The sequence below is a fragment of the Micromonospora sp. NPDC048839 genome (assembly GCF_040649915.1).
In the GTDB taxonomy this organism is placed as follows: domain Bacteria; phylum Actinomycetota; class Actinomycetes; order Mycobacteriales; family Micromonosporaceae; genus Micromonospora.
In genome coordinates this window covers 100084-119422 of sequence record NZ_JBEZGL010000012.1, presented here as the reverse complement: position 1 = coordinate 119422, position 19339 = coordinate 100084, and the positions used below count along the sequence as shown (strand labels likewise).

Annotated in this window: 16 protein-coding genes; 11 read left to right on the top strand and 5 right to left on the bottom strand. The window is 72.5% G+C overall.

From position 1 onward, the window contains the following. Window positions 1-87: 87 nt before the first annotated feature. Complete coding sequence (locus AB0C25_RS22900) at window positions 88-1821, bottom strand: hypothetical protein (protein ID WP_357376214.1); 1734 nt, start codon at window positions 1819-1821, stop codon at window positions 88-90. 365 nt (window positions 1822-2186) lie between these two features. Here AB0C25_RS22900 and pseB point away from each other — a divergent pair, with 365 nt between their 5' ends. The 7 genes from pseB to AB0C25_RS22865 all read left to right on the top strand — a co-directional run bounded on the left by pseB (window position 2187) and on the right by AB0C25_RS22865 (window position 9773). Further along, window positions 2187-3170 carry a UDP-N-acetylglucosamine 4,6-dehydratase (inverting) gene (gene pseB, locus AB0C25_RS22895; protein WP_357376212.1) on the top strand — a complete coding sequence of 328 codons (984 nt, stop codon included), beginning with the start codon at window positions 2187-2189 and terminating at the stop codon, window positions 3168-3170. Next, window positions 3167-4324, top strand: a complete 1158-nt coding sequence (locus AB0C25_RS22890) for an aminotransferase class I/II-fold pyridoxal phosphate-dependent enzyme (protein ID WP_357376210.1) — start codon at window positions 3167-3169, stop codon at window positions 4322-4324. Before pseB ends, AB0C25_RS22890 begins: the two co-directional genes overlap by 4 nt. Before the next feature lie 10 nt (window positions 4325-4334). Beyond that, on the top strand, window positions 4335-5183 hold the full coding sequence (locus tag AB0C25_RS22885; RefSeq protein ID WP_357376208.1) for a hypothetical protein: 849 nt from the start codon (window positions 4335-4337) through the stop codon (window positions 5181-5183). Between the two features lie 205 nt (window positions 5184-5388). Continuing rightward, a complete protein-coding gene (locus AB0C25_RS22880) occupies window positions 5389-7167 on the top strand; it encodes a class I SAM-dependent methyltransferase (RefSeq protein WP_357376206.1) in 1779 nt (592 codons plus the stop codon). Continuing rightward, entirely contained in the window at window positions 7164-7937 is a 774-nt protein-coding gene (locus AB0C25_RS22875) for a glycosyltransferase family protein (protein WP_357376204.1), read from the top strand. Before AB0C25_RS22880 ends, AB0C25_RS22875 begins: the two co-directional genes overlap by 4 nt. Continuing rightward, a complete protein-coding gene (locus AB0C25_RS22870) occupies window positions 7934-9073 on the top strand; it encodes a spore coat protein (RefSeq protein WP_357376372.1) in 1140 nt (379 codons plus the stop codon). Before AB0C25_RS22875 ends, AB0C25_RS22870 begins: the two co-directional genes overlap by 4 nt. Window positions 9074-9137: 64 nt before the next feature. Further along, window positions 9138-9773 carry an alpha-ketoglutarate-dependent dioxygenase AlkB gene (locus AB0C25_RS22865; RefSeq protein WP_357376202.1) on the top strand — a complete coding sequence of 212 codons (636 nt, stop codon included), beginning with the start codon at window positions 9138-9140 and terminating at the stop codon, window positions 9771-9773. Between the two features lie 28 nt (window positions 9774-9801). On the opposite strand, the gene AB0C25_RS22860 is transcribed toward AB0C25_RS22865, so the two are convergent. The 3 genes from AB0C25_RS22860 to AB0C25_RS22850 all read right to left on the bottom strand — a co-directional run bounded on the left by AB0C25_RS22860 (window position 9802) and on the right by AB0C25_RS22850 (window position 15210). Next, the gene (locus AB0C25_RS22860; protein WP_357376199.1) at window positions 9802-10320 is read right to left on the bottom strand and encodes a TrmH family RNA methyltransferase; all 519 of its coding nucleotides are present in this window, start codon (window positions 10318-10320) and stop codon (window positions 9802-9804) included. A gap of 259 nt (window positions 10321-10579) precedes the next feature. Then, on the bottom strand, window positions 10580-13063 hold the full coding sequence (locus tag AB0C25_RS22855) for a DNA topoisomerase IV subunit A (protein ID WP_357376197.1): 2484 nt from the start codon (window positions 13061-13063) through the stop codon (window positions 10580-10582). Window positions 13064-13101: 38 nt separating this feature from the next. Beyond that, window positions 13102-15210 carry a DNA topoisomerase IV subunit B gene (locus tag AB0C25_RS22850; protein WP_357376195.1) on the bottom strand — a complete coding sequence of 703 codons (2109 nt, stop codon included), beginning with the start codon at window positions 15208-15210 and terminating at the stop codon, window positions 13102-13104. Between the two features lie 347 nt (window positions 15211-15557). Here AB0C25_RS22850 and AB0C25_RS22845 point away from each other — a divergent pair, with 347 nt between their 5' ends. Together AB0C25_RS22845 and AB0C25_RS22840 are read left to right on the top strand one after the other, a co-directional pair. Beyond that, window positions 15558-16814 (top strand): hypothetical protein, encoded by a 1257-nt coding sequence (locus tag AB0C25_RS22845; RefSeq protein WP_357376193.1) that lies wholly within the window; start codon window positions 15558-15560, stop codon window positions 16812-16814. A gap of 100 nt (window positions 16815-16914) precedes the next feature. Beyond that, window positions 16915-17778: an alpha/beta fold hydrolase gene (locus AB0C25_RS22840; RefSeq protein ID WP_357376191.1), complete on the top strand. Its 864-nt coding sequence runs from the start codon at window positions 16915-16917 to the stop codon at window positions 17776-17778. A gap of 24 nt (window positions 17779-17802) precedes the next feature. On the opposite strand, the gene AB0C25_RS22835 is transcribed toward AB0C25_RS22840, so the two are convergent. Then, window positions 17803-17973, bottom strand: a complete 171-nt coding sequence (locus tag AB0C25_RS22835; protein ID WP_157563104.1) for a hypothetical protein — start codon at window positions 17971-17973, stop codon at window positions 17803-17805. Between the two features lie 196 nt (window positions 17974-18169). On the opposite strand from AB0C25_RS22835, the gene AB0C25_RS22830 reads away from it, so the two are divergent. Together AB0C25_RS22830 and AB0C25_RS22825 are read left to right on the top strand one after the other, a co-directional pair. Then, window positions 18170-18799: a hypothetical protein gene (locus tag AB0C25_RS22830; RefSeq protein ID WP_357376189.1), complete on the top strand. Its 630-nt coding sequence runs from the start codon at window positions 18170-18172 to the stop codon at window positions 18797-18799. Window positions 18800-18956: 157 nt separating this feature from the next. Further along, window positions 18957-19328 carry a hypothetical protein gene (locus AB0C25_RS22825; RefSeq protein ID WP_357376187.1) on the top strand — a complete coding sequence of 124 codons (372 nt, stop codon included), beginning with the start codon at window positions 18957-18959 and terminating at the stop codon, window positions 19326-19328. The last annotated feature ends 11 nt before the right edge of the window (window positions 19329-19339 follow it).

Below are 19339 nucleotides of genomic sequence, written 5' to 3'. Positions count from 1 at the left end.
ACCCATTCGGGTAATGGACCCGAATCATTAACCGATGGTGTTGCCGGTGGACATCCGCCGTTCACGAATAGCGGTTTCCGGCCGGGGTCAGCCCCGCCGCCAGGCCGCCCAGTGCTGCACCGGGTTGCCGCCGAGCCGGACGAAGCCGTACGCGGTGCCGTCCCAGTCGTCCGGCTGACCGGGCGCCCAGCGGGCGAACACCACCTGCGCCGCCGCCGGCGGCTGCTCGCCGAACCACCGGACGTCGGTCCAGGTCACCTGGTGGCTCAGGTTGAACCGCAGGACGTAGTCCACGCCGGTCGAGGCCCAGACCCGCTCGCCGGGGCGTACGCCGACGTCGGCCACCCAGGGCGTCGGCGCGGTCCTCGCGACGGCCGGCCGGACGATGCGGTGCTCGATGACCTGCATGGTGACCAGGTTGGCCGCGACGAGCACGCCGAACATCGGCAACCGCAGTCGGGGCACCAGCGCGGCGGCCACCAGCAGCAGGCAGCCGCCGATCCCGACAAGTGACCCGAGCACCGGGCGCATCTCCCGCCAACCCCCGGTCATCGCCACCAGGTCCGGCGCGCTGAAACCGCCGTAGCGCAACCGGTGGCCCTGGCTGGCCACGTACGCGAGGCGGGCGGCGATCAGCGCTCCGCCGCCGACCAGCAGGGCCACCGCGACGGCCGCCCGGCGCAGCACCACGCGGTGGCCGGCGGTGAGCAGCACCCCGAGCCCGACCAGCAGCCAGAACGGCGCCAGCATCTGCACGTAGCGGCCGTAGATCGCGTCCAGCGGCTTGCCGGTGATGCCGGCCAGGATCACCGACGCCCCGCCGGCCACCCCGACGGTCACCACAAGGGCCACGCCCATCGTCCAGCGGGCGGCGTCGCCGTGCCGGGGACGCCACAGTTCGCGCACGGCGGCGGCCCAGGCCACTCCCGCCATCCCGAAGGTGATCACCACGAGGTACCAGAGCTGGGTGGCCACGCCCGCGCCCACGCGGACCACACCCTGCACGGAGGCGACCGCCTCGACCGTGCCGCCGCCGGGGGTGCTGCCCAGCAGGTAGACCTTGTCGCCGAGGTGGTGGATGACGGCGGCGTTGAGCAGCGCCATGGCGAGCACCGGCAGCAGCGCCGCGAGCACCGCGGGCGGGCCGATCCGGCGACGGACCAGCAGCAGCAGGACCAACCCGGCGTGCACCGCCACGATCACCAGGCCACGCGAGTGCAGCAGGTGGAACCCGCCGACCAGGAGGCCGACGGTGGCGGCGGCGAGCGGGCCGGGCCGGGAGATCCAGCGGTGCACGGCGAGCAGCCAGGCGACGACCAGCGGGGCCATCACCGTGTCGATCATGGCGATGCCCGCGTAGAAGGCGGTGGCCGGCAGGGTCGCCGCCGCGACCGCGCCGAGCAGCGCGTACGACCGGCGCAGCCCGAGCAGGCGGCGACCGAGCAGGTACGCCAACGGCAACAGCGTCGAGTTCGCCATCGCGTTGATCAGCTGGACGATCCGGTAACTGTCGCCGAAGTCCCGGTCCCCGAGGAACGCCGGCGAGATCAGCATCGGGTAGCCGACCCGGCGCAGCAGGTCGTTCTCACTGCTGAACCCGCCCGGCCCGCCGGCCAGCGCCCGGGCGGTGTTCAGGTAGCTGTCCTCGTCGGTGTGCGCGATCGGCAGCACGACGTGCCGGGACAGCCACATCCGCCAGGCGACGCTGAGCACCCAACCGATGACGAGCAGCACCGGCACCAGCCAGCGCCGCGCCGGTGCGGCGTCGGTCGTCGCCGCCACCACCTCCGGCCGTTCGATCACGTCGCTACCGGATGCCATCAACGCCTCCAGAACTGCCGGCCGGACCGGTCCCCGCGTGGACCGGCCGGGGCCGTCGGCCCGCGCTGGTGACACGTGGGGTGACCCGCTCGCACCGAGCCGATGCGGATGTCGGGTGAACGCGGAACCGGCCGCGCGCAGGGCTGGCGGGTCACTCGCGCGGTCACTGTAACGGCCCAATGTGGCCAGGTCAGGCCGGTTACGGGCCGCAGGGAAGTGTTCGCCTACGCGGTGCTCGGCATTCACAGGAGCACCGGGCGCGGTTAACCCGCGAGCGTCGGGGAGTTAACCCGCCCTGGCTAGCGTCTCACCCCGGTCGGCCGGCCGAGGGCCGCCCGTTCATCCACGATCACGGGAGCACCAAATTGAGTGAGTTGAATGGATCGTCCATTCTGATCACCGGGGGAACGGGTTCCTTCGGCAGGACGTTCCTCCGGCACATCCTCACCGCGGCCGACCCCGCCCGCGTGGTCGTGTTCTCCCGCGACGAGCTCAAGCAGTACGAGCTGCGCCAGCAACTCGGCGACGACCCCCGGCTGCGCTGGTTCATCGGCGACATCCGGGACCGCCACCGCCTCACCCGGGCCATGCACGGGGTGGACCACGTGGTGCACGCCGCCGCGCTCAAGCAGGTGGACACCGCGGAGTACAACCCCTCCGAGTACATCGCCACGAACATCACCGGCTCCCAGCACGTCGTCGACGCCGCGATCGAGGCCGGCGTCAAGAAGGTCATCGCGCTCTCCACCGACAAGGCGTCCAGCCCGATCAACCTGTACGGCGCGACGAAGCTGGTCGGCGACAAGCTGTTCGTCTCGGCCAACCACTACGCCGCCCAGCACCCGACCCGGTTCTCCGTGGTGCGCTACGGCAATGTGGTGGGCAGCCGCGGCTCGGTCGTCCCGCTGTTCCGCCGGCTGGCCGCCGAGGGCAAGAGCCTGCCGATCACCGACAAGCGGATGACCCGCTTCTGGATCACGCTCGACCAGGCCGTGCAGTTCGTCATGGACTCGTTCGACCAGATGCAGGGCGGCGAGTTGTTCGTGCCCCGCATCCCGAGCATGCGCATCCTCGACCTGGTCGAGGCCGTGGCCCCGGACGCCACCACCCACGAGATCGGCATCCGCCCGGGCGAGAAGCTGCACGAGGAGATGATCGCGCCCGACGACAGCCGCCGGACGCTGCGCGCCGACGGCCGGTTCATCGTCCAACCGACAATCGCCACCTGGGGCTACCAGCCGCCGGTCGACTGCGACCCGGTGCCGGACGGCTTCGCCTACCAGTCGGACACCAACGACGAGTGGCTCACCGTCGAGCAGCTGCGCGACATGCTCGGCCTCACCGCATGACGGGGATGCTCCCGTACGGCCGGCATTCGATCACCGAGGACGACATCGCCGCAGTCGCCGACGTGCTGCGCGGCGACTGGCTCACCACCGGCCCGCAGGTCGACGCCTTCGAGGCCGACCTCGCGGCCTGGACCGGCGGGGTCGGCGTCGCCGCCGTCTCCAACGGCACCGCCGCGCTGCACGTGGCGTACGCGGCGGCCGGCGTGGGACCGGGCGACGAGGTGGTCGTCCCCCCGATGACCTTCGTGGCGACCGCCAGCAGCGCGGTCGCCCTCGGCGCGAAGATCGTGTTCGCCGACGTCGACGACGAGACGTTCTGCCTCGATCCGGCCGCGGCCGCCGCCGCCGTCACCGCGCGGACGAAGGTCGTCGCCGCGGTCGACTACGCCGGCCACCCCGCCGACTACGACGCTCTCCGCAAGTCCGTCGACGGCAGCGACGCGCTGCTGCTCGCCGACGCGGCACACTCGATCGGTGGGACGTACCACGGTCGGCCGGTCGGCTCGCTCGCCGACCTGACCACGTTCTCGTTCTTCCCCACCAAGAACCTGACCACCGCCGAGGGCGGCGCCGTCGCGGCACTCGATCCGCGGGTCCTCACGCGGGCCCGCCGCTTCCGTGGTGTCGGGATGGTCCGCGAACGCGACGAGTTCCGCTTCGCCGACGAGGGCGGCTGGCACCAGGAGGTGCACGAGTTCGGGCTGAACTACCGCCTGCCCGATGTGCTCTGCGCCCTGGGCCGCAGTCAACTGCGCCGGCTCGCCGACTTCACGGCGCGACGGGCCGCCCTGGCCGCCCGCTACGACGAGGCACTGGCCGACCTCGACGGCGTACTCCGGCCGAACCGCAGGTCGTGGGCCGACCCGGCCTGGCACCTCTACCCGATCCGGGTGCTCGACGGGCGCCGCCGCGAGGTGTACGACCGGATGCGCGCCGCCGGCATCGGCGTCCAGGTCAACTACATCCCGGTGCACTGGCACCCGGCCTTCGCCGACCTCGGCTACCGGCGCGGGTCCTGCCCGGTGGCCGAGTCGTTCTACTCCCAGCAGCTGTCCCTGCCGCTCTACCCGGGACTCAGCGACACCGACCAGGATCGCGTCATCGACGCGCTGACCACGGCCCTGCGGTTCGGCTCGGTGCGTTCCGCCGCCTGATGGGAACCTGATGCACCACGCCAACCACTTCTACGGCCACGCGCACGTCCTGGCCCGCTACGCCGGTCTCGGCGACCGGCACCCACCGCGGATCAACGGGTACGTGCAGCACGGCTGGAACATCGGCGACGGCCTCGCCCCCGGTCACCCGTACGCCGAGCGCTCCCCCAGCCTGCTCTGGTCCGAGCAGACCCGCCGGCGGGCCTGGTCGGTGGGGCGGCGCAACGTGGTGGTCATCGGCGCGCCGTTCGCCTACCTGCTGGCCCTGCGCCCCGAGCAACCGGCGGCCGAGGAGCGGGAGGGCACCATCTGGTACCCGTTCCACGGCTGGGAGGGCCAGCACGTCAAGGGTGACCACCGGAAGTTGATCGCGCTCATCCAGGACACCGAGCCCGGCCCGGTCACCGTCTGCCTCTACTGGCACGAGCACCGGATGCGCAGCGTCCGCCGACTCTACGAGCGCGCCGGCTTCCGGGTGATCTGCCACGGCTACCGGGGACACTGGTGGAAGGACACCGACCCGGAGTTCCTCGACAAACAGTTGACCGAGCTGCGTCGACACCGGCGGGTAGCATCCAACCGGCTGACCAGCGCGATCTTCTACGGCATCGCGGCCGGCTGCGAACCGGCGGTCTACGGCGACCCGATGATCCTGTCCAACGAGGACCCGACTTTCGGCGGGACGGCCCGCATCCGACGGCAGTGGCCGCAGCTGCACGGCACCGAGGTCGACCTGCCCACCGCGGTCGAGATCGCCCGCGCCGAACTGGGCACCGACCACCGCTGCGCGCCGGCAGAGCTGCGCGAGCTGCTCGGTTGGGCGAACCTCCAGGAGGAAGAGGACCACAGTGACGACTGAGAGGCTGTCGGGGAACCCCGGGGCGAGCGAGGCGGAGTCCAGGCGGCGATCCGGCAAGGCGGAGGGTGGTCCGGATACCGGTGTTGTATCCGGACCACCCTCCAACGCCGCCGGTCGTCGGCTGGGCCCGTCGCAGCCGCTGCGAGGTTCCCCGACAGCCTCTGCGACGGCACCCGCCGGCCGGATCACCCTGCCCGGCGGCGAGATGCTGGCCTGGTCCGACCTGCCGCAGCAGCGCCTGGCCGACGGTGGACCCCTCGCCGCGCTGGCCGCCCGGCTCGTGCCACCCGCCGCCCGGGTGCTGGTGGCCGGCCCGCACGACCCGGCCCTGCTCGACCAGCTCGGCCACGCCGAGGTGACAGTCCTGCTGCGCAGCCACCCGGACGCGGTCGCGCTCGCCCAGCGAGCCGCCCACCTGGTGGTGGGCGGCCCGGCCGGGCTGCCCGACGACGAGACGTACGACGTGGTGATCGCCGCCGCCGGGCTGGACCCGGTCGAGTCGGTGGAGGGCACCCGCCTCGGTTGGGACGGCGTGCTGACGCGACTGGTCGCCGCCCTGCGTCCGGGCGGCGCGCTGCTGCTGCGCGTGGACAACCCGCTCGGCCTGCACCGACTGGTCGCCGCCACCCCCTGGTACGCCGGCCGGGAGGATTCCGCGTGGACCATCGGCGGGGTCCTCGACCGGACCCACCCGGCCAACCGGGAGCAGCTGCGCGAGCGGCTCACCGCGGCGGGGCTGCGGGCGGGCACGTGCTGGGCCGCGTACCCCGACGCCGGCACCCCGACGGCGCTGCTCGACGCCGACCAGCTCGACTCCGACGCGGGCTCCGGCCTCTTCGACGCGGCGCTGCACGGCGCGTGCGCCGGCGGTTTCACCGGCGACACCGTGCTCCAGGACCCGGCCCGGCTGGCGGTGGACGCGCTGCACGCCGGCCGCGCCGCCGACCTCGCGCCGGGTTGGCTGGTGCTCGCACACCGGCCCGCCGACCCGGCGGATCCGGGCACACCGCCCGTCGACGGGGATCTGCCGGTGGCGCTGGTGCAGACCGGGCGGCCCGGGATCGGCGTGCTGGAGGTGCGACACGGTCCGTCGGGATGGCGGTGGGGACGCCTCGCGACCACCGGCACGGATCTGCCGGCCGCCGCGCCGTTCGCCAGCCGCGAGGCCGCGTACCGGGACGCGGACGCTTTGTCCGGGCCGGTGCCGGCCGGCCGGCTGCTGCGTACCCTGCTGCTCGACGCGGCCCTGCGCCGCGACCTGGCCGCCCTGCGCACGCTGCTGCACGGGTACGCGGGCTGGCTCGACGACCAGGCCGACACCGACGGCCGGATCGCCGGTGCGGCGGCGCTGGCCGGCACCGACAACGTGGTCGTCGACGGCGAGCGGTACGCGGTACTCGACCCGAGCTGGCGGGCCACCGATCCGCTGCCCGCCGACGTGGTGCTGGCTCGTGGGCTGTGGCGCTTCGCGGCGGGCCTGCTCACCGGCGGGTACGCCCACCCGTGGTCGTCCACCCTGGATGTCGCCGGCCTGACCGTGGTGCTCGGTGGCCTCGCCGGACACGACCTGGACCGCGCGACCGTCAGCGAGGCGGTGGAGGCCGAGGCCGCCATCGCCGCGGCGCTGCACGGATTGGACACCGACGGCAAGGTCCGCCTCGCCACCGAGCTGCACGCCGTCACGCCGACCGACCCGCCGGTCGGTGCGGCGCGCAGCTACCAACAGCTCCACGAGGCGTGGCTGCGCCAGCGCGAGGAACTCGCCCGGCTCGCGGCACTGACCGCGTGGACCGAGGAGCTGCTCACCTCCCGGGAACGCGCGCTGCGGCGGGCCGAGACGACGATCGGCCTGCTCAGCGGCTCGCTCAGCTACCGGGTGGGCCGGCTCGCCATCACCCCGGCCCGGCTGGCCAAGCGGGGCGCCCGCGCCGCCAAACGCCGGGCCACCGCGGTGCTCGCCCCCAAGCAGGAGGAGCAGCAGTGACCGCCGTACCGGTGCCCGGGGTCGCCACGGACGACGCCGGACCACGGATCGTCGGCATCGTGCAGGCGCGCATGGGTTCGTCCCGGCTGCCCGGCAAGGTGCTCCGCCCGCTCGCCGGGCGTTCCGTGCTGGGCCGGGTGGTACGCGCCGCCCTCGACAGCGACGTCCTGGCCGACCTGGTGGTCGCCACCAGCACGGACGCGGTCGACGACGCGGTGGTGGCCGAGTGCGCGCGGCTGGGCGTGGCGTGCCACCGCGGGCCGGTCGACGACGTGCTGGGCCGGTTCGTGGGTGCGCTCGCGGCACACCCGGGCGACGCGGTCATGCGGTTCACCGCCGACTGCCCGCTGCTCGACCCGGAGATCATCACCCTGGTCGCGTCGGTGTACCGGGCGGTCCCCGGGCTCGACTACGCGAGCACGTCGATCGCCCGCACCCTGCCCCGCGGGCTCGACGTCGAGATCATCCGAGCGGAGACGCTGCGTACCCTGGGCCGGCTCGCCACCGACCACCACCGGGTGCACGTCACCTCGTACGCGTACACCCATCCGGAGCTGTTCCGGGTGCTCGGCGTGACGCTCACCCCGGACCGCTCCGCGCTGCGGCTGACCCTGGACACCGAGCGGGACTGGGCGCTGGTCAGCGCGGTCGTCGACCACTTCGGTGACGTCAGCGTGCCGCTGGCCACCCTCGCCGACTGGCTGCACGGGCAACCCCACCTGCGCGCGCTCAACGCCGACGTCCGACAGAAGCAACTGGAGGAGTGCTGAACACGCCGCGGGTCGGGTTGCGCTGCGACGCCAGCCCACGGCGGGGCGTCGGCCACCTCGTCCGCTGCCTGGCCCTCGCCGAGGAGTTCCTCGCCCGGGGCGTCCACGTCGCCGTGTTCGGCACCGTCGAACGGCTCCCCTGGGCCACCGCGGAACTGGCCGCCCGGGGCATCCCGCTGCACCCGGGTCCGGACTCGCCCGCCGAGTTGGTCGAGGCGGCCCGCCGACACCACCTGGACGTGCTGGTCCTCGACTCCTACGAGCTGGACCCGGCCGGGGCGGGCGCGCTGCGTGCCGCCGGCGTGTTCACCCTCGCCGTGATCGACGGGGACAGCCGGGGCCAGGTCGCCGACCTCTACCTCGACCAGAACTTCGGCGCGGAGCTGCCGGGGCTGCCGCGCGCAGCGGAGCTGCCGGAGCTGCCGCGCGCAGCGGAGCTGCCGGAGCTGCCGCGCGCAGCGGAGCTGCCGGAGCTGCCGGGCCGGCTGCTCGCCGGCAGCGGATACGCCCTGCTGCGCGACTCCGTGATCACCGCCCGGCCGTCGGCGCCTCCGCCGGTCACGACGGTCAGCCGACCCCGGGTGCTGGCCTTCTTCGGCGGCACCGACGCGGTCGGCGCGGCACCGGTACTGACCCGGGTGCTCGTCGCCACCGGCCATCCGATGGACCTCACGGTCATCGTCGGTCGACCCGAGATCGAGGCCGAGGTCGAGGACGTCGCCCCCGGCCGGGGACAGGTCATCCGGCCGGTGCCACCCACCGGCGCGTTGCCGGCACTGATCACCGAAGCCGACCTGGTGGTCAGCGCCGCCGGCACGTCCACCTGGGAACTCTGCTGCCTGGGCGCGCCCGCCGCGCTCGTGTGCGTGGTCGACAACCAACGTGAGTCGTACACCCGGGTGGTGCGGCACGGCCTGGCCGCCGGCCTCGGCGAACTGCCGGAGCTGACCGCCGCCGGCGTCGCCGGACGGGCCGCCCGCGCGGCGGCGGCGCGGACCCTGCACGGGCTGCTCAGCTCACCGCAGCGCCGCGCGACGCTCGCCGCGCAGGCCTGGTCGACCGTCGACGGGCAGGGCCGGGCACGGGTCGTGGACGCGGTGCTCGACGCCGTACGCGCCGCCGCCGTTCCCGGCTGACCCCAGCGGACCAGCACGCCCAGCACCTAGCACGGGTGTACGAAAGTGCTGCTAGGGTGGCTGGATGACGCAGGCCGCCTACCAGCCGTCGATGCTCGACCTGACCGACGCCGGGCCGACCCTGGGGTCCCTGCCCGGCCTGATCCGCCGGCACCAGCTCAGCCGCAGCGCCTGGGTCGACCACCTTCCCGGGTGGGTGCACGGCTCCGACGCCGTCCTCGACACCCTCCTCACCGAGGTGCCCTGGCGGGCCGAGCGGCGCACCATGTACGACAGCGAGGTCGACGTTCCCCGCCTGCTCTGCTGGTACGACGGCGACCGGCAACTGCCCCACCCGGTGCTCACCGAGGCACGGGCCGCGCTGACCCGGCACTACGCCCCCGAGCTGGGCGAGCCCTTCGTCACCGCGGGCATGTGCCTCTACCGGTCCGGCCGGGACAGCGTCGCCTGGCACGGCGACACCATCGGCCGTTCCGCACACACCGACACCATCGTCGCGATCGTCTCCCTCGGCGCGCCCCGACCCCTGCTCCTGCGTCCTCGCGGCGGCGGCGACAGACTCCGCTTCCCGGTGGGCCACGGCGACCTGATCGTGATGGGTGGCTCCTGCCAACGCACCTGGGAGCACTCCATCCCGAAGACCACCCGCCCGGTCGGCCCTCGGGTGAGCGTCCAGTTCCGCCCGGTCGGCGTGGCCTGATTCCCGCCCGGGTCCGCCCCGGCCTGCACTACAGCAGGCCGGCGAGTTTGTAGAGGACCAGCGATCCGGCGACGGCGACGTTCAGGCTCTGGCCGTGCCCGACCATGGGAATCTCCACGGCCGCGTCCAGGTGGTCGAGGGCCTCGGGCGGGATGCCCGTCGACTCGTGCCCGAGCAGCACCACGGTGCGGCCCCGAGCAGCGGGCAGGTCACCGAGCCGAACGGCCTCGTCGGCCAACTCCACCCCGACGATCCGGGTGCCGGCGGCCCGTTCGGCGGCCAGCCACCGCAGCGGACTGCCGACCCGGTGGACGCAGCCCGGCCGGCGCAGGGTGTTGCCACGGGCCAGGGCCTCGTCCACCCACCGGAAGGGCGGCACGGCCAGGCAGGCACCGACCGCGTCGCAGGTACGCAACAGGGTGCCCAGGTTCGCGCCGTGCAGCGGCCAGAGCGGGGCGGCGATCAGATGGCCCCAGCAGCGATGCTGGCGGGGTCGGCGGGCGGCACACAGCTCGCGCCTGGGCCGGACCCGGATGGCGGCGCTCACGCCGCGACGGCGACTCCGCCGGACAAGAAAAAGATCATGTGAGAGGTGCTTGGCGGCGCACCCAGGCCATCACCGAGAACAGGAGCCCCCACCATACCCCGCGCGCGGGTCGTCTCCGCATGATCGTGCTCCATCCAGGATCGAGTGGTGTCGACGCGTCGGTGATGCCACTACTACCCGGATCGAGCACGATCTTCGACGGCGGCGGGCGGGCGGGCCGGGCGGGCCGGCGGGCCGGGCGCGCGGTGCCGCAACCCGGTCAGTCGCGTTCGATCACGTGGCCGACCACCGTTGGGCCGAGCATCACGGCGAAGCCGGAACCGTCGCGGCGGGGATCCGCCGCCGGCAGCTCCACCGGATCACCGGTGCCGGTCGCGCCGACCGGGCGCGGCCCCACCCAGGCGACGACCACGTCCGTCTCACCCTTGAGGAAGCGGTGCGCGCGCACGCCGCCGGTCGACCGGCCCTTCGCCGGGTACGCCTTGAACGGCGTCACCTTGACCGTCGCCCCGGTGGAGGTGACCACCATCGGCTCACCATGCCCCGGGTCGTCGGTGCGGACCGCGCCGAAGAACGCCACCCGCGCCCCGGCCGGCACGTTGATACCGGCCATCCCCCCGCCCTTGAGGCCCTGCGGACGGACCAGCGCAGCGGGGAAACGCAGCAGCGACGCCTCCGACGTGACGAAGGTGAGCGATTCGGTGCCATCGGCCAACCACGTCGCACCGACCACCTCGTCGCCGTCCCGCAGGCCGATCACCTCGAACTCGTCGGAACGCACCGGCCACTCCGGCGAGCAGATCTTCACCACGCCCTGCCGGGTGCCCAGCGCCAGCCCCGGTGAGCCCTCCGCCTGCCCACCCAGCGGGGCCAGGCCGACGACGGTCTCCCCCGCCGCCAACGGGACCAGCTCGGCCGCGGACATGCCACCGCGCAGCGACACCGTGCCGGCCTGCTCGGGCAGCACCGGCAGCGGCAGCACGTCGACCTTGAAGGCCCGACCCGCGCTGGTCAGCAACAGCACCCGACCACGGGCGGTGGAGTGCACGATCGCGCGTACCGTGTCGTGCTTGACCCGGCCGTTGCGCCGACGCCCCTCGGCGCTCTCCTCCGACTCGGCCGCGGTGCGGGCAACCAGCCCGGTCGCAGAGAGGATCACCTGGCACGGGTCGTCGGCGACCTCCAGCGGGCCGGCCGGCGCGGACGCCGCCAGGACCTCCTTCAGGTCGCCGTCGACGAGCGTCGTACGACGTTCGGTGCCGAACTGCTTGACCACCGAGGCCAACTCGTCGGAAACCAGCTTCCGCAGCACCCGCTCGTCATCGAGGATCTTGCTCAACTCGGCGATCTCGCCGCGCAACCGCTCCTGCTCGGTCTCCAGCTCGATCCGGTCGAACTTGGTCAGCCGACGCAACGGGGTGTCCAGGATGTAGGTGGCCTGGATGTCGGACAGACCGAACCGGCTCATCAGCCCGTCCTTCGCGGCCTGCGCGTCGTCGCTGCCCCGAATGAGCCGGACCACCTCGTCGATGTCCAGCAGGGCGATCAGCAGACCGTCGACCAGGTGCAGCCGCTCCTGACGCTTGCGCCGCCGGTACGAGGTGCGTCGGGTGACCACCTCGTACCGGTGCGCCAGGAAGACTTCCAGCAGCGCCTTGAGCCCCAGCGTGCGCGGCTGCCCGTCGACCAGGACCAGGTTGTTGACGCCGAACGACTGCTCCAGCGGGGTCAGCCGGTAGAGGTCGGCGAGCAGCGCCTGCGGGTTGACCCCGACCTTGCACTCGACGACGAGTCGGGTGCCGCTCTCCCGGTCGGTGAGGTCCTTGACGTCGGCGATGCCGGTCAGCCGCTTGGTCTTGGTGACCTCGTTGGTGATCGCCGCGATGACCTTCTCCGCGCCGACGCCGTAGGGCAGCTCGACAACGGTGATCGCCTGGCGGCCACGGCTGCCCTCGATCGGGCCGATCTCCACCTTGCCGCGCATCCGCACCACACCGCGCCCGGTCTCGTACGCCCGGCGCACCTCGTCCAGGCCGAGCAGCACCCCGCCGCTGGGAAGGTCGGGGCCGGGGACGAACTCCATGAGCTTGTCCAGGGTGGCGTCCGGGTGGTTGATCAGCCAGCGGGCCGCGGAAACGACCTCGGCGAGGTTGTGCGGGATCATGTTGGTGGCCATCCCGACCGCGATCCCGGACGCGCCGTTGACCAGCAGGTTGGGGAAGGCGGCCGGCAGCACGGTCGGCTGGGTCAGCGACCCGTCGTAGTTGGGCTCGACGTCGACGGTGTCCTCGCCCAGCTCACCGACGAGCAGCATGGCCTCGCGGGACATGCGTGCTTCGGTGTAACGCGAGGCGGCCGGGCCATCGTCTGGGGACCCGAAGTTTCCATGCCCGTCGATGAGTGGCACGTTGAGCGAGAAGTCCTGCGCGAGTCGGACCATGGCGTCATAAATGGCCGTATCACCATGTGGATGGTACTTCCCCATCGTATCCCCGACAATTCGGGCAGACTTCACGTGCCCGCGGTCCGGGCGGTAGCCCTGCTCGTACATCGACCAGAGGATGCGCCGGTGCACGGGCTTGAGGCCGTCGCGCGCATCGGGCAGGGCACGGGAGTGGATGACCGAGAACGCGTACTCCAGATAGGAGTCGGATACCTCGGTGACCAACGGGTTGTCGAAGACCCGCGCGCCGGCCTGGTCGAACGAGGAGAGGTCGACCTTGTTTTCCTTACGGCGTGCCATGACTCAGCTCTCCACTGGAACTGGAACGGAACGGGCGCTCATGCGTCGATCGCATCGCGGTCGACGCGGTCGGCGGAGTCGATGAGCCAGTTGCGGCGCGGCTCGACCTTCTCGCCCATCAGCAGTTCGAGGATGCGTTCGGCGGCGTCGACGTCGTCGAGGGTGATCCGTCGGACGGCACGAGTGGCCGGGTTCATCGTGGTGTCCCACAACTCGTCGGCGTCCATCTCACCGAGACCCTTGAAGCGCGGGATGGGCGTGACGATCTGCTTGCCGGCCTTCTCCAGCTTGCGGACCGTCGTCTCCATCTCGGCCTGGGTGTAGGTGTAGACCGTCTGCGGGCTGCGCCCCCTGGTGGTGATCTTGTGCAGGGGCGGCATCGCGGCGTAGAGCCGACCGGCCTCGATCAGTGGCCGCATGTACCGGGCGAAGAGAGTGATCAGCAGCGTCCGGATGTGCGCGCCGTCCACGTCGGCGTCCGCCATGATCAGCACGCGGCCGTAGCGCAGCGCGGAGAGGTCGAAGGTGCGCCCCGAGCCGGCGCCGAGGACCTGCACGATGGACGCACACTCGGCATTGTCCAGAACCTGCTGGAGGTTGGCCTTCTGCACGTTGAGGATCTTGCCTCGGATCGGCAGCAGCGCCTGGTATTCCGAGGAGCGAGCCATGCGACTCGTTCCCAAGGCGCTGTCGCCCTCGACGATGAACAGCTCGCTCCGTTCCACCCCGGTGGCCCGGCAGTCGACGAGCTTCGGCGGCATCGACGCGCCCTCCAGGGCGGTCTTGCGCCGGGCGGCGTCCTTCTGCTGCTTCTGGGTGAGCCGCACCCGGGCGGCGTCGACGATCTTCTGCAGGACGGTGCGGGCCTCGGCCTTGGTGCGCCGGTCCTCCAGCCAGGCCTTCACGTGCGCGTCGACCAGGCTCTGGAGCACCTTGGTGATCCCCGGGGTGGAGAGCTCGTCCTTGGTCTGCGAGGTGAACTGCGGCTCGGGGATGCGCACGTGCACCACCGCGGTCATCCCCTCCAGGACGTCGTCCAGCAGGGGCGGCTCCTCCTTGGCCTTGAGCAGCCCGCGGGTGTTGCGGACGGCGTCGGCGAGAGCGCGGACGAGTGCCCGCTCGAAGCCCTTGCGGTGGGTGCCGCCGTGCGCGTTGCGGATGGTGTTGGTGAAGCACTCGACGGTGCGGTCGTAGCCGGTGCCCCACCGGAACGCCACCTCGACCTCGGCGCGCCTCTGCACGTTGGACTGCATGACACCGTTGGCGTCGGCGGCGTTCTCCCGGTAGGTGCCCTCGCCGTTGACCAGCAGGGTGCCGGAGACGGGCCGGTCGCCGGCCGGGGCGAGGAACTCCACCATGTCGCTGAGCCCGTTGGGGTAGTGGAACCGCTCCTCGGCGGGCGCCTCGCCGGTCAGGTCACGCAGGAGGTAGGTCACGCCGGGGACCAGGAACGCGGTGTTGCGCAGCTTGGTGCGGACCGCGTCCACGTCGAGTGCGGCGCCGGTCTCGAAGTAGCGGGCGTCGTGCCACCAGCGGATCGAGGTGCCGGTGCGTTGGCCGCGCTTCATCGCGCCGATGACCTGGAGGCCGGGGCCGGCGGTGAACGGCGCGTCCGGCCCGGCGCCGTCGAAGATGCCCGGCACGCCGTGCCGGAACGACATCGTGTGGATCTTGCCGGCTCGGCGGACGGTCACGTCGAACCGCCGGGACAGCGCGTTGACCGCCGAGGCGCCGACGCCGTGCAGGCCACCGGAGGTCTTGTAGCCGGAGCCGCCGAACTTGCCGCCGGCGTGCAGCCGGGTCAGCACCAGCTCGACGCCGGAGATGCCGGATTTGGCGTGCACGTCGGTGGGGATGCCCCGCCCGTCGTCGTCGACCTGCACCGAGCCGTCGGCGTGCAGGATCACCTCGACGGCGCTGGCGTGACCGGCGACACCCTCGTCGGTCGAGTTGTCGAGGATCTCGTTGACGAGGTGACCCACGCCACGGCTGTCGGTGGAGCCGATGTACATGCCGGGACGCTTGCGGACGGCGTCCAGCCCCTCAAGGTGGGTGAGGTCATCGGCCCCGTACAGGGTGTCAGGCTCTGCGGTCAACTGGTCGTACTCCCCGGTCTCGGCTTGTGTGCTGCCGGTCACCGGCGACATCAGCCGGCGTGGCGCGCCGCAGCGAGCCTAGCCCGAGGCTAGGACAAGTCCCGGAGGACCTACGCGACCCGCCGCGCGGCAGCCGCCGGACGTGAGCCACGGAACAGTCAACCTGTGCGCACGGGACCACGCACAGACACGGTCCTTCCGTCGACGCGGGCGAACGGGTCGGCCGCGGCGAGGTAGACCGCGCGCGGCGCTGCCAGGTGGAGACCTGGTGACGCGCCGCGGCGGAGCCACGTGTCTTTCATCGAACGATTCTGTTACGGGCCATTGACGCCCGTTGCACAGGGGTGATCTGATCGCGCTCTCAGAGAATCTTTCATCTTTCGATGGATGGGGGCCCCATGCCCAGGTTCCGCCGTACCGCGCTCGCCGCGGGACTAACGATCGCCATGGCCGCGCTGTCGACAGCCGTCGCGCTGCCCGGACCCGCGTCTGCCGCGCTGCCCACCGCCGCGGTGGCACTCGGGGACAGCTTCATCAGCGGTGAGGGCGCCGGGGCGTACACCCCGGTGGTCGACGTCAACGGCGTCGCCCAGGGCTTCCCCGGCTGGACGGCCGCGAACAACAACGCGTACTTCTGCCACCGTTCCGCGAACGCCTCGCTCAACCAGGCCAACCTGCCGGGCATCCAGAACCGGTTCAACCTGGCCTGCTCCGGTGGTCAGCCGCACGACATCGCCAACGCCTCGCAGGCGCGCACCAACGGCCGTACCGTGGCCGCGCAGCTCGACCAGCTCCGCGCCGTCGCGCAGACCCAGGACATCGACCTGGTGCTGATCGGTCTGGGTTCCAACAACAGCTCGTTCACCTTCGGCAGCGTCGCGGAGAAGTGCGCCAACCGGTTCATCGCCGACGCGTGGACCGGCTGGTGGGAGTTCTGGGCGTACCTGAACGGTCCGGTCGAGCAGAAGCCGTGCAGCGACGCCGACCTGGCCACCGCCGCGCAGATCAGCGCCGCGACCGCGGAGACCACCGCCGCCGTCCGCCAGGTGCTGACCACGCTGGACCAGATCGACGCGGACGGGCAGCACCGGGTGGTGTTCCAGGACTACACGAATCCGCTGCCGCTGGACCTGAACCCGGCGTACCACGAGGAGGACGGCCGGGACGACACCCGGGACAAGTTCCGTGACCTCGGTGCCGAGCGGTACGCGGGCGGCTGCCCGATCCACCGTGCCAGCCTGGCGCCGGGCCACCGGTTCTCGCAGGGCCTGGGCGCGATCGTGAAGTCCACCCGGGACACCCTGGCCGCCGAGTTCCCCGCCGACGACCTGGTGTACCTCAACGTGCAGCAGGCGTTCAACGGCGCCCGGCTCTGCGAGCAGACGAGCAGCCCGACGGGCGCGCTGGCCACGCCGATCCGGCTGCAGGACGGCGCGAGCGGCACCTTCGTCACCAGCCTCGCCGGCAAGGACAAGATCGCCATTCAGCGGATCGCCAACACCTGCGTCAGCTACTTCCAGACCTGCCAGGAGTCGTGGCACCCGAACGCCACCGGGCACCAGGTGCTCGGCCAGTGCCTGAGCGGCGCGGCCTCCACCAGCGCCCGGGCGGTGGCCTGCGTCCGCGCCGGCAACGGGACGATCTCCGTCTCCTGATCGCCGCGTCATCTCGGAGGCCCCGCCGGTCGGCGGGGCCTCCGTCGTGTCCGACCACCTACGGCTACCCGCCAGTAACGTCAGGCCGTAAGCTGGGCCGATGAACGGGGAGCCGGAGTACGCACAGGAGTTCGTCGACGTCGACGGTGGTCGGTTGGGTGTGCAGATCCATCCGGAGCCGACCGGTGTGACGGATGCGCCGGTGGCCGTGATCTGGCCCGCGATGGGGGTCCGTGCCCGTTACTACCGGCCCTTCGCCGCCGAGCTGCGCACCGCCGGACTGGCCGTGGTCGTCGCCGACCTGCGCGGAAACGGGGCAAGCACCCCGACGCCGAGCCGGGCCGACCGCTACGGCTACGCCGACCTGGCCGACGACGTCGGCGCCGTGCTGTCCGCGCTCAAGCCACGGCTGGACGGGCGCACCCGGCTGCTGGTCGGGCACTCGCTCGGCGGGCAGGCCGCGCTGCTGCACCTCGCCCTGCACGGTGGCGACGACGTGGACGGGCTTGCGCTGATCGCGGTCGGCATCCCGTACTGGCGAAGCTACCCGGGGCTGCGCGGCCTCGGCGTGCTGCCGTACACCCAGGGGATCGCCGCCACCGCGGCCCTGCTCGGGGTCTGGCCGGGTTGGGGATTCGGCGGCCGGCAGGCGCGCGGCGTGATCCGCGACTGGGCCCACACCGCGCGGACCGGCCGTTTCCCCCGACTCAACGGTACGGACACCGAGGCGGCGGTACGCGCGGTGCGCACACCGGTGCTGGCGGTCAGTGTGGACGACGACCAGTACACCCCGCACGAGACGATGGACGCGCTCTGCGCGAAGCTCGCCGCCGCCCCACTCACCCGCGAGCGCTACACCTCGGCGCAGGCCGGCGCCACTCTGGACCACTTCACCTGGGTCCGTGCGAGCACTCCGCTGGCGCGGCGGATCGCCGGTTTCGCCGGCGACCTGCCGCCCCGCTGAGCCGCACCGGACCGCCCGGACGGCTCACTCGTCCTGGTCCAGTGGCACCAGCTCACCATCGCGCTCCACCTGGATCTCCGCGTGGTCCTTGCGGGGCGCGACCTCCGCGGTGTTCCGGTGTGGGTCGTTGTCCGGGTGCATGAGCACCGCGTCGGTCTTCGGGGTCTTCTCCCGACTTTCGTCCGGCTGCGACATCCCGTTCCCCTCTCCGTCAGCGTCGCTCGGGATCTACCCGCCACCGCGCGGACGACTCCTGCCGGCGGCCGTGGACCCCGTCGAAACCCGAACGTCCCGGTCGTACCGGTGCGGCGCGGATCAGCCCCCGGGCGGCGGGGTTAGCCGCCCGGGCGGCGGGTAAGCCGCAGCGCCCAACACGGCGGAAGGGGATCACATGTCCGAACGGCATACCGCACTGCGCTCGATGCACGATCTGGGTCTCGCGGCCTGGTTCGGCGGCTCCCTCATGGGTGCCTTCGGCGTCAACGGCGCAGCCGGGAAGATCAGCGACTCGACCCAGCGACTCTCGGTCGCGTCGGCCGGTTGGTCCAGATGGACCCCGGTCAACGCGGCCGCCATCGGCGCGCACCTGGCCGGTGCGGTCGGCGAACTGGTGACCGAGAGCCCACGCGTGGCGGCCCAGTCCGGGGTGGGCCGGACCAGCGCCATCAAGACGGCGTTGACGATCGGCGCGCTCGCCGTGACGGGCTACAGCCGGTTGGTCGGCATGCGCCTGGAGAAGGCCGGTGCGTCACCGGTCAGCGGGACCACCGAGCCGAACCACCAGACTCCGGCGAGCGTGGCCTCCTCCCAGCGGCAGATGAAGTTGCTCCAGTGGGCCATCCCGGCGCTGACCGGGGCCCTGGTGGTGGTCACCGCTTACATGGGTGAGCAGCAGAAACCCGGCCAGGTGTTCAAGGGGATCCTCGGTCGGGGCAGCAGCATGAAGGGCGCCTCGAAAGGCATGATCAAGATGGCCGGCATGAGCAACGGCAAGCGACCGATGGCGATGGCCGGACGCTGAACGCCGGGCCGGCCGGCGTCCCGCCGCCCTCCCGACGGCGGGGCGCAGGCCGGCCCAGCGCGCGCAGCGCTGCGGACGAAGGTCGGGTGACGACACCGCGCGGCCGGAGAACAGCACACCGTCCGCCGACCGCGGCGGACCGAGGAGCGGGGTGGCCATGACGGCGCACAAGGGACGCAGCGGCGACAACGACCGGCAGGAGCCGGAGGCGACTCAGCCGTGGGGTGGCAGCGACGGCCTCGACGCCGACGCGCCCTGGGGCACCGACGCGGACTCGCCGATGGACGAGGGCAGCGAGGAGACCGCGGTGCCCGAGGGACGACGCGGGGAACGGCGGGCGGGCGCCCCGGCGAGCCGGACCGATCCGGCGGGACGGCACGGCTTCGGTTCGGTGGAGCCGACCCGCACGACGATGGCCGGACCCGGTGCCCCACCGGACCCGGCGCCCAGTGGCCGGACCTTCCCGGACGACGCCGACATCGGCGAGTCGACGCAGGACGCGCTGCGCAGCCGGGGCCGACGCTCCTGACACCAGCGTGG